Source organism: Amycolatopsis sp. La24, from assembly GCF_029087445.1.
Classification (GTDB): Bacteria; Actinomycetota; Actinomycetes; order Mycobacteriales; family Pseudonocardiaceae; genus Amycolatopsis; species Amycolatopsis nivea.
The window spans coordinates 42800-57142 of sequence record NZ_JARACH010000003.1 but is presented as its reverse complement, the minus strand read 5'-3'; the positions used below and the strand labels follow the sequence as shown (position 1 = coordinate 57142).

Annotated in this window: 15 protein-coding genes; 3 read left to right on the top strand and 12 right to left on the bottom strand. The window is 68.6% G+C overall.

Annotation, left to right across the window (positions count from 1 at the left end; translation table 11 throughout):
- Positions 1-74 precede the first annotated feature (74 nt).
- The 4 genes from trxA to PUT80_RS05675 all read right to left on the bottom strand — a co-directional run bounded on the left by trxA (position 75) and on the right by PUT80_RS05675 (position 2541).
- A complete protein-coding gene (gene trxA, locus PUT80_RS05690; RefSeq protein WP_134667424.1) occupies positions 75-383 on the bottom strand; it encodes a thioredoxin in 309 nt (102 codons plus the stop codon).
- Positions 380-772 carry a MerR family transcriptional regulator gene (locus PUT80_RS05685; RefSeq protein ID WP_238604555.1) on the bottom strand — a complete coding sequence of 131 codons (393 nt, stop codon included), beginning with the start codon at positions 770-772 and terminating at the stop codon, positions 380-382. The genes trxA and PUT80_RS05685 overlap by 4 nt, the downstream gene beginning before the upstream one ends.
- Before the next feature lie 29 nt (positions 773-801).
- Entirely contained in the window at positions 802-2001 is a 1200-nt protein-coding gene (locus PUT80_RS05680) for an FAD-dependent monooxygenase (RefSeq protein ID WP_275291292.1), read from the bottom strand.
- An 84-nt stretch (positions 2002-2085) separates the two neighbouring features.
- The gene (locus PUT80_RS05675) at positions 2086-2541 is read right to left on the bottom strand and encodes a MarR family winged helix-turn-helix transcriptional regulator (protein WP_037815113.1); all 456 of its coding nucleotides are present in this window, start codon (positions 2539-2541) and stop codon (positions 2086-2088) included.
- 55 nt (positions 2542-2596) lie between these two features.
- Here PUT80_RS05675 and PUT80_RS05670 point away from each other — a divergent pair, with 55 nt between their 5' ends.
- On the top strand, positions 2597-3412 hold the full coding sequence (locus PUT80_RS05670) for a class I SAM-dependent methyltransferase (protein WP_037815116.1): 816 nt from the start codon (positions 2597-2599) through the stop codon (positions 3410-3412).
- Between the two features lie 79 nt (positions 3413-3491).
- The gene (locus PUT80_RS05665) at positions 3492-4976 is read left to right on the top strand and encodes an alpha/beta hydrolase (RefSeq protein WP_275291291.1); all 1485 of its coding nucleotides are present in this window, start codon (positions 3492-3494) and stop codon (positions 4974-4976) included.
- A 60-nt stretch (positions 4977-5036) separates the two neighbouring features.
- Here PUT80_RS05665 and PUT80_RS05660 read toward each other — a convergent pair whose 3' ends face one another.
- From PUT80_RS05660 to PUT80_RS05650, 3 genes are all read right to left on the bottom strand, one after another.
- A complete protein-coding gene (locus PUT80_RS05660; protein ID WP_037815122.1) occupies positions 5037-5444 on the bottom strand; it encodes a hypothetical protein in 408 nt (135 codons plus the stop codon).
- A 65-nt stretch (positions 5445-5509) separates the two neighbouring features.
- Entirely contained in the window at positions 5510-6892 is a 1383-nt protein-coding gene (locus PUT80_RS05655) for an aspartate aminotransferase family protein (protein ID WP_134729840.1), read from the bottom strand.
- 168 nt (positions 6893-7060) lie between these two features.
- Entirely contained in the window at positions 7061-7546 is a 486-nt protein-coding gene (locus PUT80_RS05650) for an Lrp/AsnC family transcriptional regulator (protein WP_275291290.1), read from the bottom strand.
- 188 nt (positions 7547-7734) lie between these two features.
- On the opposite strand from PUT80_RS05650, the gene PUT80_RS05645 reads away from it, so the two are divergent.
- Positions 7735-9105 carry an APC family permease gene (locus PUT80_RS05645; RefSeq protein WP_238604552.1) on the top strand — a complete coding sequence of 457 codons (1371 nt, stop codon included), beginning with the start codon at positions 7735-7737 and terminating at the stop codon, positions 9103-9105.
- Positions 9106-9232: 127 nt separating this feature from the next.
- Here PUT80_RS05645 and PUT80_RS05640 read toward each other — a convergent pair whose 3' ends face one another.
- From PUT80_RS05640 to PUT80_RS05620, 5 genes are all read right to left on the bottom strand, one after another.
- The gene (locus tag PUT80_RS05640; RefSeq protein WP_275291289.1) at positions 9233-9391 is read right to left on the bottom strand and encodes a hypothetical protein; all 159 of its coding nucleotides are present in this window, start codon (positions 9389-9391) and stop codon (positions 9233-9235) included.
- 70 nt (positions 9392-9461) lie between these two features.
- A complete protein-coding gene (rho, locus tag PUT80_RS05635) occupies positions 9462-10529 on the bottom strand; it encodes a transcription termination factor Rho (RefSeq protein WP_275291288.1) in 1068 nt (355 codons plus the stop codon).
- Between the two features lie 308 nt (positions 10530-10837).
- On the bottom strand, positions 10838-11602 hold the full coding sequence (locus PUT80_RS05630; RefSeq protein WP_275291284.1) for a metalloregulator ArsR/SmtB family transcription factor: 765 nt from the start codon (positions 11600-11602) through the stop codon (positions 10838-10840).
- 108 nt (positions 11603-11710) lie between these two features.
- Positions 11711-13165 carry a M81 family metallopeptidase gene (locus PUT80_RS05625; RefSeq protein ID WP_275291283.1) on the bottom strand — a complete coding sequence of 485 codons (1455 nt, stop codon included), beginning with the start codon at positions 13163-13165 and terminating at the stop codon, positions 11711-11713.
- Positions 13162-14307, bottom strand: a complete 1146-nt coding sequence (locus PUT80_RS05620; RefSeq protein ID WP_275291282.1) for an ROK family transcriptional regulator — start codon at positions 14305-14307, stop codon at positions 13162-13164. Before PUT80_RS05620 ends, PUT80_RS05625 begins: the two co-directional genes overlap by 4 nt.
- Between the last annotated feature and the right edge of the window lie 36 nt (positions 14308-14343).

The following is a 14343-nucleotide window of genomic DNA, read 5'->3' as shown; positions in this document are numbered from 1 at the left end:
CTCCCCGAAAGTCGTGCACTCTTTGTACCTGCTCTTCTCACCCGCCCACCGGGCAAACCCGGAAGGCCACCGGTTCAGCCCAGCAGCTTGTCCAGTTCGGCGAGCAGCTTCGCCTTCGGCCGGGCGCCGACGAACGACGCGACCGGGGCACCGTCGCGGAACAGCATCAGCGTCGGCAACGCCATCACCTGGTACGCGCGCATCGTTTCGGGGTTTTCGTCGGTGTTGAGCTCGCGCACGGTGAGACCGGGCCGTTCCGCGGAGATCTCGGCGAGCACCGGCGCGATCATCCGGCACGGCGGGCACCAGTCGGCGGTGAAATCGACCAGGACGGGCTGGTCGTGGTCCAGGACGTCGGCGGCGAAGGTGGCGTCGGTGGTCATCGGGACTCCTCGGGTTCGGCGGTGCACGGGTCGGCCGGATGCGTGGTGGCGGCGGCGAGCTTGTCGAGCAGGGCGGCCCGGACCGCGGCGAGGTCGCGCATGCAGGCCTCGACCTCGTCCAGCTTCCGCCGGTACACCTCGACCGACGCCGGGCACGCGTCGCCCGCGTCGTGGCCGGTGCGGAGGCAGTCGACGAACGGGCGGGTGTCGTCGAGGCTGAATCCGACCGTGCGCAGGGTCTGGATTTCCTTGACGAGCCGCAGGTGGTCCTCGTCGTACTCGCGATAGCCGTTGGCCGCGCGCGCCGCCGGGAGCAGGCCCTGTGCCTCGTAGAAGCGCAGGGCCCGCGTGGTGGTCCCGGTCCGCTGAGCCAGTTCGCCGATGCGCATGTCTGCGACGCTAAACGTTGTCGTCAGCGTCAAGGCAAGGCGTGCGCGCGGGGCTGGGGGTATTCGCGGTATTTGACCGCGTTCGCCGCGCGGTTGCCCATGTATTCGAAGAGGCGGCGGCCGATCGGGCCGGTCAGCTTGCGGTACATCCGGTTGCGCTTGCGCAGCTTCTCCTCGGTGGCCGGGACCAGGAAGTCACCCGAACCGGCTCCGTTGCGCTGCCCGACGCGGGCGGGCTTGCGCAGCCGCTGCTCGTAGCGGGCGAACGCGGTCACGTGGTCGCCGCCCGCCGCGGCCAGCTCGCCGGCCAGCACCTGCGCGCCCATCATCGCGAGACCGGTGCCGGATCCGCCCGGCCCGGCGCACCAGGCCGCGTCGCCGAGCAGCACGACCCGGCCGCGCGACCAGCTGTCGAGCTTGATCTGGCCGACGGTGTCGAAGTACAGGTCAGGTGCCTCGGCGACCGCGGTGAGCAGCTGCGGGAGTTCCCATCCGGCGTCGGCGAAGACCTCGGTGACGATGTCCTTCTGCCGGGCAAGGTCGGGACGGCCGTACCCGTCCGGGTCGCCGCGGAAAGTGAGGCCGACAGTGACGGTCTCCGGATCGCGGTGGCTGGTGACGATCGCGCCGAGACCGGGTTCGTTGTAGAGCAGGCCCGCGTGGTCGAGGCGGAGGTGGTTGGGCGCGGTGAACCCGGCGACGTGGTAACCGAGGTCGGTGCGGAATTTCGCCTCCGGGCCGAACGCGGCCGTCCGCACGCCGGAGTGGATCCCGTCCGCGCCGACCACCAGGTCGAACCGGCGCGGGGCGCCGTGGCGGAAAGTGACGTCGACGCCTTCGGAGGTCTCGGTCAGCGAGGTGACGCGGTCGCCGAAGACGTACTCGGTGTAGTCCTTGGTGTGGTCGTAGAGGACGCGGGCGAGGTCGCCGCGCAGGACCTCGAGCTCGCCGTTGGTGAACCCGCTCGGCAGGGTGAAGGCGGGCTGTCCGGACGGGTCGAGCTGCACCTGCTCCCGCAGTGCGGTCTCGTGCTTCCGCAGGTCGTCGAGCAGGCCCATCGCTTCGACGAGCTTCATCTGCTCGCCGCGGAAGTCGACGGCCTGTCCGCCGGGCCGCAGCTGCGGCGCCGCCTCGACGACGGTCACCGAATAGCCGTAACGGTGCAGCCAGTAGGCGGCGGACGGACCCGCGACGCTGGCGCCGGACACGAGAACTGTCTTGCTGGTCATCTCTGCTCCCCTGGATCGGTAGGCGATGCGGCAAGACTGCGGCGCACCGCTTACCGCGCCCGCACGGAGCGCTGACGATCTCCGTCAGTCCTGCGCCAGCCGGGTGAGCATCCGGGAGAAAACGCGGCCGAGCAGCTCCAGTTCGGGCCCGCTGACCTGGTCGAAGAAATACCGGCGCACGAGTTCGCCGTGCTGCTCCCTGGCCGCCGCGACCGCCGCGCGACCGGCCTCGGTGAGCCGGACGTTCGCCCCGCGCGCGTCCTCGGTGCAGTTCTCCCGCGTGACCAGCCCGCGCTTGCACATCCGGCTCACGTGATGCGACAGCCGGCTGCGGTCCCATTCGACGGTCGCGCCGAGTTCGCGCATCCGCAGCACGCCGTCCGGTTCGTTCGCGAGCGGGACGAGGAGGGCATAGTCGGCTCCGGAGATCCCGGCGTCGCGCTCCAGCTGCCGGTCGAGCGCGCTGCCGAGCGCCCGCTGCACGCGCTGGTAGGAACACCAGACCTCAGCCTCGCGCCGATCGGGCACCACGTCCGCCATCCGCTGATTCTACAAACAGAGGGCGGGATTTCGCGCCGGTGCGTAAGTTGGGAGAGTGACCAGGTCCGCTCAAGAAACCTTCTTTCGTGCCTTCCACGCAAGCCATCCGGCGGTTACGTCGCGCGCGTTCGGCGACGGCCGAAGCGCCGACGGGCGGTCGAGTTACGAGCTTCTCCGGGACGAGATCGCTTCTCCGGGACGCGTACTGGATCTTGCTTGCGGCGACGGATTCCTGCTCGAACTCCTTGCCGCGGCGGGACATCAGGCGATCGGAGTCGACCTGTCGAGGGTGGACCTGACCCTCGCCCGGCAGCGTTCGGCAACGGTCGCGGAAGGCCTGGCACAGCAACTTCCGTTCGCGGACCACTCTTTCGATTCCTGCGTGTCGCACATGGCGTTCATGCTGATGACTGACATCGACGAGGTCGCCGCGGAACTGGCCCGCGTGCTCCGGCCGGGCGGACAGCTCTCGCTCGTCCTCAGCGGCGGGGCGGCCGAAGGCGGGGCCCGCGCCCTGTTCGGCAAGCTGCTGCGGGAAATCCTCGCCGACGTCCCGGCCGAGCAGAGGTTGCCTCCGCTCGGCGACAAGCGCACCAGCACTCAGGCCGGACTGGACGACATCCTCGTCCCGGCCGGGTTCGCTCCCGTTCAGTGGCGCACCGAGAAGATCGACTTCAGCGGTCCGCTGAATCAGGTCTGGGAGTTCGTGTCGACCGTCTACAACCTCTTCCCGCTCGGCGAACCCGCTTGCCAGGCGCTGGAAACCGCCTTTCTCTCCCAGGCCCCGGCACTGGCGCGGCCCGACGGGCTGATCCCGCTCGACTTCGCCGTGCACCTGGCCAGCACCCGGACTGTCCACAAAGGACGGTAACCCGCACTAGTGGCTCCTGTCACCTTCTGGCAAGATCGAGGGCTCCGACGTCTCCAGTTCACGCCGAAGGGGCAGGGCATTGGGTCTGGGCAGGAAACTGGCCGCCGCCACCACCGCGGTCACCGCGGCGACGGCGTTGTTCACCGCGGCACCGGCGACCGCCGCTCCCGCGGCCATCGACTGGAAACCGTGTCCTACCGGGCAAGGGGCCGAATGCGGCAAGCTCACCGTGCCGCTCGACTGGGACCGTCCCGGCGACGGCACGATCCAGCTCGCGCTCGCGCGGCGCAAGGCCACCGATCCCGCGCACCGGATCGGTTCGGTGCTCATGGATCCCGGCGGGCCGGGCGGTGCCGGCGCGGGCGAGGTGCAGAGCGGCTGGACGCTGTCGCCGAAGGTCACCGCGCAGTTCGACACGGTCGGGTTCGATCCGCGCGGGGTCGGGGAAAGCACCGCGATCCAGTGCGGGCTCGACGAGCTCACCGCGAAAAACCCGGTGCTGCCGAAGGATTCCGGCGAATTCCAGCAGCTGCTCGCGTACAACCGCGCGCTCGGGCGCAGCTGCGACCGGATCACCGGGCCACTCGCCAGCCGTTCGGACACCCTCAGCGTCGTGCGCGACATGGACGCGATCCGTGCCGCGCTCGGCGACGAAAAGCTCACCTACTACGGCGTTTCGTACGGCACGCTGATGGGCCAGCAGTACGCCGAGGCTTATCCGGACCGGGTGCGCGCGCTCGTGCTCGACAGCAACATGGACCACTCGGTCCGCAGCACCTGGGAATTCCTGAGGACGGAAACCGAGGCCACGCAAGAGTTGTTCGAGCAGTTCACCGACTGGTGCGACCGGACGACGTCGTGCGCGCTGCACGGCCAGGACGTCAGCGCGGTGGTGGCGGACCTGTACGCCCGCGCCGAACGCGGCGAGCTCGGCACCCCGGACGACCGGCTCGACCCGATGGCGTTCGTCGGGCTGATCTCGCAGAACTTCTACGGCCCCACCTGGGACAAGCTCGCGAAGAGCCTGGTCGACCTGCGCGACGGGAAACCGGCCGAGGCGTCGTTCGGCAAGGACGACATTCCCATTCCGAACCCGTTCAACAGCATCTTCTGCTCTGACTGGCGGCTGCCGGTCACCAGTTACCCGCAGCTCGACAGCTACCGGCGCGCGCTCGCCAGGGTGTCGCCTGACCTGCACTTCTCGCCGCTGGGCTGGAGCGCGGCGACGGGCTGCGCCGGCTGGCCGAGCCCGGTGCGCAACCCGCAGCATCCGCTGTCGGTCCGGGCAGGCGTGCCGCTGTTGATGCTGAACAGCCGTTACGACCCGGCCACGCCGTACAGCTGGGCGGTGCGCGCGTCGCAGCAGTCCGGTGCGCCGCTGCTCACCTACGAGGGCTGGGGCCACGGCGCGTACTTCAAGAAGAGCCAGTGCGTCATCGACGCCGCGGACGCCTTCCTGATCGACGGCACGAGCCCGGGTCGCGGCAAGCACTGCCCGGCGGTCGAGCCGAGCGTTCAGTCCAGGATGGACGGTGTGCGGCCGCCGGCCACGCAACCGTACTGAGCGAACGAAAAGCGGGGCCCCGATCGGATCAGGGCCCCGCTTTTTCGTGGCTGCCGTCGCTCAGTAGTCGTCACGCCCGGTGAACTGCTGTTCCAGCAGCTCGGCCGAACCGGCGACGAGTTCGAGCGGATCGGTGAACTCGTTGAGGTCGAGGTTCAGCAGCGGCAGCGAATGCCGCAGCACGAGGTGCTCGCCCATCACCACGAGCCCGCCGACCACCAGCGTCTGGCCTACCTCCGTGAGCACGGTGTGCAGATCGACCTCGTCCACACGGGCGAACGGGGTCGCGATCTGCACCCAGTCCTCGCGCTGGTCGAAAATCTCCCTGGCGATCACCACGACCTGCGCGCGCCCCGTCGTCTCCGCGTCGTCGCCGAACAGGACCCGGATCCGGATTTCGCCCGGGTCGTCCCGGATCACCCGGTAGGTCTGCCTGATGTAGGCGACCAGGTCATTCCACTGCGCCACGCGCTTCCTCCCGTTGGTAGGCAACGAAGATCAGCGTAGCGGGACAACCCGGGCGGCAGCGGGCGTCAGAGCAATTTCCACGCTCCGGTGAGCGCCTCGCGCAGGATCTGCTCCATCTCGTCGAACTGCGGCTGGTCGCAGATCAGCGGCGGCGACAGCTGGACCACCGGCTCGGCGCGGTCGTCGGCGCGGCAGTAGAGACCGCCCTCGAACAGCGCGTTCGAGAGATAGCCGCGCAGAATGCGTTCCGACTCCTCGGCGGTGAACGTCTCCTTGGTCGCTTTGTCCTTGACGAGTTCGATGCCGTAGAAGAAACCGGTGCCGCGCACGTCGCCGACGATCGGCAGATCGGTCAGCCGGTCGAGGGTCGCCCGGAAGGCGGTTTCCTTGTCCAGCACGTGGCCGTAAAGGTTCTCGCGCTCGATGAGGTCGAGGTTGGCCAGCGCGACCGCGCACGAAACCGGGTGTCCGCCGTAGGTCGAGCCGTGCATGAAGGTCGCCTCGCCGCCGGCGAACGGCTCCATCAGGCGGTCGCTCGCGAGCACCGCGCCGAGCGGGGCGTACCCGGAGGTCAGGCCCTTGGCCGTGGTGATGATGTCCGGCTGGTAGCCGTATCGCTTGGCCGCGAAGTCGTAGCCGACCCGGCCGAACGCGCAGATCACCTCGTCGGACACCAGCAGCACGTCGTGTTTGTCGCAAATCTCGCGGACCCGCTCGAAATAACCGGGCGGCGGGACAAAGCAGCCACCGGTGTTTTGCACGGGTTCGAGGAATACCGCGGCGACGGTGTCCGCGCCCTCGAATTCGATCGCCTGCTCGATTTGGTCGGCGGCCCAGCGGCCGTAGGCCTCGTAATCGTCGGCGTGCTCGGGCGCGCGGTAGAAGTTCGTGTTCGGCACCCGCAGCGTACTCGGCACGAGCGGCTCGAAATCGGCCTTCGCACCAGGGATTCCGGTGATGGACAGCGCGCCCTGCGACGTGCCGTGATACGCGAGCGCGCGGCTGATCACCTTGTGCTTGGTGGGTTTTCCGGTGAGCTTGAAGTACTGCTTGGCGAGTTTCCACGCCGTTTCCACGGATTCGCCGCCGCTGACGGTGAAGAACACGCGGTTGAGGTCGCCCGGCGACGCGGCGGCGAGGCGTTCGGCCAGTTCGAGCGCGGGCGGATGCGCGTGGCCCCAGAGCGGGAAGTACGCGAGCTGTTTCGTTTGCCGCGCGGCGGCTTCGGCCAGTTCCTCGCGACCGTGGCCGACCTGCACCGCGAACAGTCCGGCGAGGCCGTCGAGGTAACGCTTGCCGGTGTCGTCCCAGATGTAGGCGCCTTCGCCGCGCACGATCACCGGGAAGTGCTCGGCCTGGCTGTGCCGCGTGAAGTGCAGCCAGAGGTTGTCGTGTGCGGCGGCGCCCTGGACGGTGGCGATCCCGGCGGGTTCGGCGGTCGTGGTCATGGCTCCTCGAAACGGGCCTCGAAGCTGCCGGCACGCACCGTGGCGCACCGGCCGGACTTCTCGGTTATCGCACGAGTCGACGCCGCTTGGCAAGCGGATCAGTCGCCAGCGCCACCCACAACGACTAATTTCAGCTGTCTCATCGGGACAGACCTTCGGATTTCGTCGTCACCGGCGGTGCGTGCCCCACTGGTACGACTGTTTCCGCAGCTTGAGGTACACGAGCGTCTCCGCGGTGCGCACGCCGGGCAACGTCCGGATGCGGTTGGAGATCACGTCGAGCAGTGCCTCGTCGTCGGCGCAGAGCACCTCGCACAGCACGTCGAAGCGGCCGGCGCACAGCACGACATAGTCGATCTCGTCCATTTCGGCCAGCGTGTCGGCGACCGGATCGAGCGGGCCGTCGACGGTGATCGCGACCATCGCTTGCCGGAAAAGCCCGACCTGCAAGGGATCCGACACCGCGACGATCTGGATGACGCCCGAATCGGACAGCCGCTGCACCCGCTGGCGGACCGCCGCCTCGGACAGCCCGACCGCCTTGCCGATCGTGGCGTACGGCCGCCGTCCGTCCTCCTGCAACTGGGCGATGATCTGCTTCGAAATGTCGTCGACCACCGGCGGCACCGGCCGGTTCGGGTCCTGGCTCTGCATCCCGGGATCATCTCGGGTCGACCCTCTCGCGGGCAACCGGGGGCGTGGCACATCGTCGCCCTGAGTGTCCAGATGGCCCGTCGCCCGGGGTGCCCGACAACGGATTTCGTCGTCTTTCCGACGTTGACAACGGCAAACCCGTCCTGTTCCATCCGTCGAATTCCAGCGCCGCCGACGGAGGGATCCCCATGCCGCCTCATCCGGTCCCCGTCCAGACCGACACTGCCGCCGGTTCGCCCGCGCCCCGCTCGCTCACCAGATCGATCGGCGTCGGCGGCGGTACCTTGCTGACGCTGAGTTGCGTGACTCCCGCGTCGTCCCTGTTCGTTCTCGTCCCGCCGTTGTTCGGCTCGCTCGGCACCGGCACCGCGCTGGCCATCGGGCTCGCCGTGCTGCTGTGCGTGGGCATCGCGTTCTGCTATTCCGAACTCGGCACGCTGGTGCCCAGTTCGGGCGGCGAGTACGCCATGGTGTCCACAGTGGTCAGCCGGTTCGCCGGGTGGATCACCTTCATGCTGTCGTTCATCGTGATCCTGGTGGTGCCGCCGATCATCGCGATCGGGGTGGCCGACTACCTGTCGGTGATCGTGCACGTCGATCCGTCCGTGGCGGGTGCGCTGGTGATGCTGGCGTCCACCGGGATGGGCCTGGTGAACCTGCGGTCGAACGCCTGGCTGACCGGGATCTTCCTGGTGATCGAAATCGTCGCGATCGTCGTGGTGTCCGTGCTCGGCTTCGCGCACACCGACCGGCCGGCCGCGGTGCTCGTGCGGCCCAGCATGGACGGCGTGCATCCGATCGCGCTGGTCTCGGTGATCGCCGGGCTGGCGGTGGCGTTGTTCGTGGTGCAGGGCTTCTCGACCGCGGTGTATCTGGCGGAGGAGATGCGAGAGCCGCACAAGACGGTGTCGCGGACCGTGTTCTGGACGCTCGGCGTCAGCGCGGTCGTGATCCTGGTGCCGGTCATCGCGATCACGCTGGGCGTGCCGGATCTCGCGACGCTGCAGAACCTCGACCTGACCGCGCTCGTGGTGAGCTGGAGCAGTTCGACGTTCGGCACGATCATCAGCTTGTGCATCGCGGCGGCCATCGTGAACGCGGTGATCGTGATGGTGATCCAGAACTCGCGCGTGCTGTACGCGTCGGGCCGGGATCGCGCTTGGCCGGAGCCAGTGAATCGCGCGTTGAGCGTGGTGAGCCCGCGGTTCGGCGCGCCGTGGGTGGCGACGCTCGTGGTCGGCGTCTCGGAAGCGGTGCTGTGCTTCGTGCCGGTGGAAACGCTGAGCGGCGTGACCGGGGTGGCTGTGGTCGCGCTGTACCTGGCGATTTCGGTGAGCGTGCTGTGGGCGCGGCGACCGGCGCACCGGCGTCCGCAGGTTTGGCGAATGCCGGGGTGGCCGGTGGTGCCCGTGGTCGCGGTGCTGGCGCTCGGCTACGTGCTGGTGTCGCAGAGCCTGCTGGACCTGGCGATCACGGCTGGGGTGCTGGTGGTTTCGGCTGCGTACTGGTGGGGCTACCTGCGCCGGCGGTCGGATCGGTGGCTGGTGACGATTCCCTGACCTGTGCTCTGGTGAGGACGGACAGGTTGGTCGGGCGCAGTGCTTCGGTCGGCTCGAGGAGATGGTCGCGCGGGAGGGGCGGCCATCTGCTCGCTGCTGCGGATGGTTCGCCAGGGCTCGCCGTTTTCTAGGCGGGGTGGCTGCTGTAGGACCAGTGGTAGCCGAGCCGTTCCACCACCGCACAGGAACGGGCGTTGCGCGCCTCGGCGAAGGCGACTACTTCGGCTGCGCCGAGTTCTCGTGCGCGGGTCCATTGGCCGTACCAGCGGGCGATGCCAGGGTCCAAGTGAAGCCGGTACAGCTCGTCGGCAAGAGCCGGACCAATCGAGGTGAGCCGGAGGCGTTCGGTCTCCAACTCAAGCGGCCGCAGTAGCCGGAACAGCCAGGGAAGCGTTCACCCGGGCGATGAATTCCGCGTTGGACTTCGTCGTGCGGACCTGTTCCAAAAACTGTTCCGCAGCCCGCTTAGGGTCCTGTGTGGACAGTGCGCGGCGGACCTCGTTCATCACGGCCAGTTCCTGTGGCGGGACGATCAGCTCGTCGCGGCGGGTGCCGGAGCCGAAGAAATCTACCGCGGGGAAAACGCGGTGGTCGGCGAGCATGCGGTCCAGGCGGAGTTCTGAGTTGCCGGTGCTTTTCAGTTCCTCGAAGAACACCGTGTCCGCCAAAGAACCCGTGCCGACCAGTGCGGTGGCGATGATGGTGAGCGAGCCGCCGCCTTCGATGTTCCTTGCCGCGCCTAGGATTTTCTTCATCGGGTGCAGTGCGCTGGCGTCGACGCCGCCGGACAGGATTCGGCCTGAGGTGCGCGCTGCGAGGTTGTACGCGCGGCCCAGGCGGGTCAGGGAATCCAGCAGCAGCACGACGTCGCGGCCGGTTTCGACCAGGCGTTTCGCGCGTTCCAGAGCCAGTTCGGCGACGGCGGTGTGTTCGGCGGGCTTCCGGTCGAACGTGGACGCTACGACCTCGCCGCGCACCGAGCGGGTCATGTCCGTGACTTCTTCGGGGCGTTCGTCGGCGAGCAGCACCATGAGGTGCGCCTCCGGGTGGTTGACCGCGACCGCTTGCGCGATCGCTTGCAGCACAGTGGTTTTGCCGGTGCGCGGCGGGGCGACGATCAACGCGCGCTGGCCTTTGCCGAGCGGGGCGACCAGGTCCAGGACGCGCGTGGCGAGCTGGTGCCTGCTGGTTTCGAGGACCAGTCGCTGATCCGGGTGAACGGGGGTGAGCTGGTCGAAATCGGGGCGGCGTTCTCCGGGCGGACGGCCGTTGACCGAGACGAGTTCGCCGTCGTCGAGGACGAGTTCGTCGCCGCGGCGCAGGCTGTGCGTGCGGATCAGGGCGAGGGGCACGGACGGGCCGCCGGGGACGTAGCCCAGGGTGGCGGTCTTGCCGTGGATATCGAGAATTCCTTGCTGTGTCATGGTTTGTGGCTCCTTGAGCAGTGGCAGTCGACGCGGAAAGCGGACCGCCGGATGAGACGAAGCGGGTCAGGCGACAGGCTTCGGGAAAGACGCCGATTCACGTCGCGTTGACTCACGCTGACGGAGAGGGCGGAACCCCGGGGCGGCGGGGCCGACTTCCTGGGGTATGCGCCGAGAGTAGCGCATCGGTTCCGGCCGCACAACTGGCACTGCACGCGAAGAGGGGCCTCGTGAGCGACTGCCGTCGAAAAAACCGGCGCTCACAAGGCCCCAACAAACCTGCCGGCGGGTCTATTCCCGCGCGCCGGTCACGGCATCTCCCATGGCGCCTGCGGCAGCACGTGCCCGGTCTCCAGCAGCGACTTCAGGTTCGACAGCACGGCCGCCCATCCGCCGGACACGTCCTGGTGTGCCTTCTCGTCGGGCAGGTCCTCGTGCGTCACGGTCAGCCGGACGATGCCCTCGTGCTGTTCGATGTCGAACGTCGCGCGGGACGGCTCCTGGTCCTTCGGGCCGTTCGGGCCGTACCAGGTGGTGACCAGGCGCTTCGGCGGGACCGACTCGATCACCTCGCCCTCGACGTCGGCGATCCCGGACCCGTCGGTCCGCACGTGCGCCCAGCGCGAACCCTGCTTGAAATCGGATTCGTTGCGGTGGCCCCAGTACTGCCCGGTCAGGTCGGGGTCGGTGAGCGCGTGCCACACCTGCTCCGGCGTGCTCTGAATGTAGGTCACGTACACAAAACTCGGCTTCATGGCTTCCTCTGCTCGACGTTTGACGGCACTGAGCATCCGCAGCCGCGGCTGCTCGAACCGGTCCACCCACCGCTCCTGCATCTCGTGCAGCGGCACCGGATTGAGGTAGTGCAGCTTTTCCCGGCCGCGGCGCACGCTGCTCACCAGGTTCGCCGCCTCGAGCACGGCGAGGTGCTGGGTCGCGGACTGCCGCGTCATCTCCAGCCGGCGGCACAGCTCGCCCAGCGTCTGCCCGTTGTCCTCGCGCAGCTGGTCGAGCAGGTACCGGCGGGTCGGATCCGCCAGCGCCTTGAACACTTTGTCCAGGTCAGGTTGCACACTTACAGTAAGGCAGGCAAATGCCTGCCTGTCAAGCCTGCTTGATGGAAACACAGGTCAGCGCCGAGGCGAGTTACGGACCGCCTCGGCGCTGACTACGGATAGTGTTTAGAAGACCTCTGGGGTGAGAGACGGGGCCGCCATGTCGGCGTCGAAGGGGAACATCGGGCGGACGATGCCGGAGTGGCCGAGCCGGAGCAGGTCCTGGTCGACGCCGCCGGGGGTGAGGGCCAGCAGCCAGTCCGCGGCCATGTCGTACAGCTCCGGTTCGAGGTAGCCGATCTTCACGATCACCACGTCCGCCTCGCGCGGGCGCAGGCCGAGCGCGTGGAAGTCGGATTCGAGGTGGTACGGCTTGCGGCGGGCGGTCACGATCACCCGCAGGCCGCCGACAGCCAGAGCCACCGCGGTTCCGGCGACCGGGTCGTCGGCGTCGATCGCGGCCACCTGTGCCGTGAGCGCGACCGGGCCGTGCGGTCCGGAGTCGACTTTTCCGCCCAGTTCAACCGAAATCGTCGCGCCGACGCCAGCTTCGACCGCCGTAGCGACGGCTTCCGGGTCCACAATGGCCGCGTACAAAGTGGTCAGCGAAGAGTCCACAATGGCCGGTGTGTTCAGCAGAACGTCGAGACTCCACGACGTGTCCCCGGCACCGCCGGCGGTCGGGTTGTCCCCGGAATCGCTGATGAAGAACGGCCGCGATTCCGAAGCGACCGCCTGTTCCAGGCATTCCGGCAGGGTGCCGGTCGGGGCGACGAAAGCGAAGTCGTGGCGAGCGTCCCAATAGGACTGAGCCAGCCGCTCGGCTTCCTTCGTGATCAACGGAACGTCGTCGCCCATCACTACCACCGCGGCCTGGCAGCGCGGTTCGTCCGCCCACGCGTAGCCGACCCAAATCGCCGCGTCCAGAACTCCGTCAAGCGCTTCGACGGAATCCACTGCCGCGTACACGCTCTTCGCCGGTTCGAGCCGGGTGCTGGTCTTCTCCCCTGGCAGCAGAACCGGAACCTGCACCCAAGCCCTCTTCGGCCGACCACCGGACCGCAACCGCGACACCAGGTTCCGCGCGGCCCGTTCGCGGGTCTCCCACGCGTCCTCGTGCGGAGCCATCCGGTAGCAGGTGATCAGGTCCAGCGCGGTGACGAGTTCGCGCGAAACGTTGCCGTGCAAGTCCATCGACGCCGACACCAGCACGTCCGGACCGAGGATCGAACGGATCTCCTGTGCGAGCGAAGCCTCCACATCGGACCGTCCGACGACACTCATCGCGCCGTGGATGTCGAAGAACAGCCCGTCCAGCTCACCCGCCGAACGCAGCCGGTCCAGAATTTCCCCGGACAGCTCGGCGTAAGCCTCCTCTGTGACCGCACCGCCCGGGAGCGACCGCGCGTCCATCAGCGGGACCCATTCCACCTCGGCCGCCCAGTCCGCGTCGAGAAAGTCGTAGCGGCCAAGCAGCTCGTCCCCGCGCAGCACCCGGAAGTCGTCCACTGTGGACCGATGCGGTGAGAAGGTGCTCGATTCGATGGCGATTCCGGTGATCCCGACCCGCAGCTTCTTCATCGTCCACTCCGTTTGATCGCTTGCTCGAACACCGCGTCCAGCGCGAGCGCGCCCGCGCCGCAGAGTCCCGCGTCCGCACCGAACCGCACCCGGTCGATCCGCAGTTCCCTGGTAGCCAAGGGAAGACACCGTTCGTACAACGCGCCGCGCACGGCCGCGACGAACGCTTCCGAACCGGACAAGGCACCGCCGAGCAGCACCTCGTCCGGGTTGCTGAAGTTGACCACCGTGGCCAGCACCTCGCCGAGCCGCAGCCCGGCGCGCCGCACGGCCGTGGTCGCCTCGGGATGTCCGTCTTCGGCGGTGGCCATCACCTGCGCGGTGGTCTCCAGTTGCAATCCCTGCGCCCGCAACTGTCCGACGAGCGCGGCACCGCTGGCCACCACTTCCAGGCAGCCGCGGTTGCCGCAGGTGCACGGCTTGTCCTCGGCGGCGGGCACGCGCACGTGGCTGATGTCGCCCGCGACTCCGGCCCGGCCGCGGTAAAGCTCGCCGCCCAGCACTATTCCGGACCCGATGCCGGTACCGGCCTTCACCACCAGCAACGTCCGGCCGGGCGCGCCGGCCACGGATTCGCCCAACGCCAGCAGGTTCGCGTCGTTGTCCACGAACACCGGCAGCTCGAAGTGCTCCGCCAGCGCCTCCCTGACCGCGAACCCGCGCCAGCCCGGCATCCGCGACGGCAGCGTGATGGTGCCCGCGTCGACATCCACCGGACCCGGGAACGCGACGCCGAGACCGAGCGCGCGGCCCGGGCAATCCGCGCCTGCCATCACGTCGCGCACCGCGGCCGCGAGCCCGGCGACCAGTTCGCGCGGTTCCTGGCTGATGTCCAGCGGACGTTCGTGCACTTCCAGGAGGTTGCCCGCGATGTCGAGCGCGCCGATCCGCACGTGCCGGGAGCCGACGTCGGCGCCCCAGACATGGCCGAACTCCGTGTTGACCGACAGCAGCTTCGGCCGCCGCCCGCCCGCGGACCGGCCTTCGCCGGATTCGCTCAGCACGCCGGCGGCCATCAGCGCCTGCGTGCGCACCGACACCGTCGATTGCGGCAAGCCCAGCGCACGCGCCAGGTCCATGCGCGACGTCGCGTGGCCGTGCGCGACCAGCCACAACAGCCGCAGCGGTCCGGCCGGATCCACCGCGTCACCTCTTTCATCACGATTGATGTAACTAAA

What these genes read in the sequence shown, in the direction of transcription:
- trxA (WP_134667424.1), bottom strand. Translation starts at nt 383, where the DNA reads ATGACCACCGACGCCACCTTCGCCGCCGACGTCCTGGACCACGACCAG.
- PUT80_RS05685 (WP_238604555.1), bottom strand. Translation starts at nt 772, where the DNA reads ATGCGCATCGGCGAACTGGCTCAGCGGACCGGGACCACCACGCGGGCC.
- PUT80_RS05680 (WP_275291292.1), bottom strand. Translation starts at nt 2,001, where the DNA reads ATGACCAGCAAGACAGTTCTCGTGTCCGGCGCCAGCGTCGCGGGTCCG.
- PUT80_RS05675 (WP_037815113.1), bottom strand. Translation starts at nt 2,541, where the DNA reads ATGGCGGACGTGGTGCCCGATCGGCGCGAGGCTGAGGTCTGGTGTTCC.
- PUT80_RS05655 (WP_134729840.1), bottom strand. Translation starts at nt 6,892, where the DNA reads ATGACCACGACCGCCGAACCCGCCGGGATCGCCACCGTCCAGGGCGCC.
- PUT80_RS05650 (WP_275291290.1), bottom strand. Translation starts at nt 7,546, where the DNA reads ATGCAGAGCCAGGACCCGAACCGGCCGGTGCCGCCGGTGGTCGACGAC.
- PUT80_RS05645 (WP_238604552.1), top strand. Translation starts at nt 7,735, where the DNA reads ATGCCGCCTCATCCGGTCCCCGTCCAGACCGACACTGCCGCCGGTTCG.
- rho (WP_275291288.1), bottom strand. Translation starts at nt 10,529, where the DNA reads ATGACACAGCAAGGAATTCTCGATATCCACGGCAAGACCGCCACCCTG.
- PUT80_RS05625 (WP_275291283.1), bottom strand. Translation starts at nt 13,165, where the DNA reads ATGAAGAAGCTGCGGGTCGGGATCACCGGAATCGCCATCGAATCGAGC.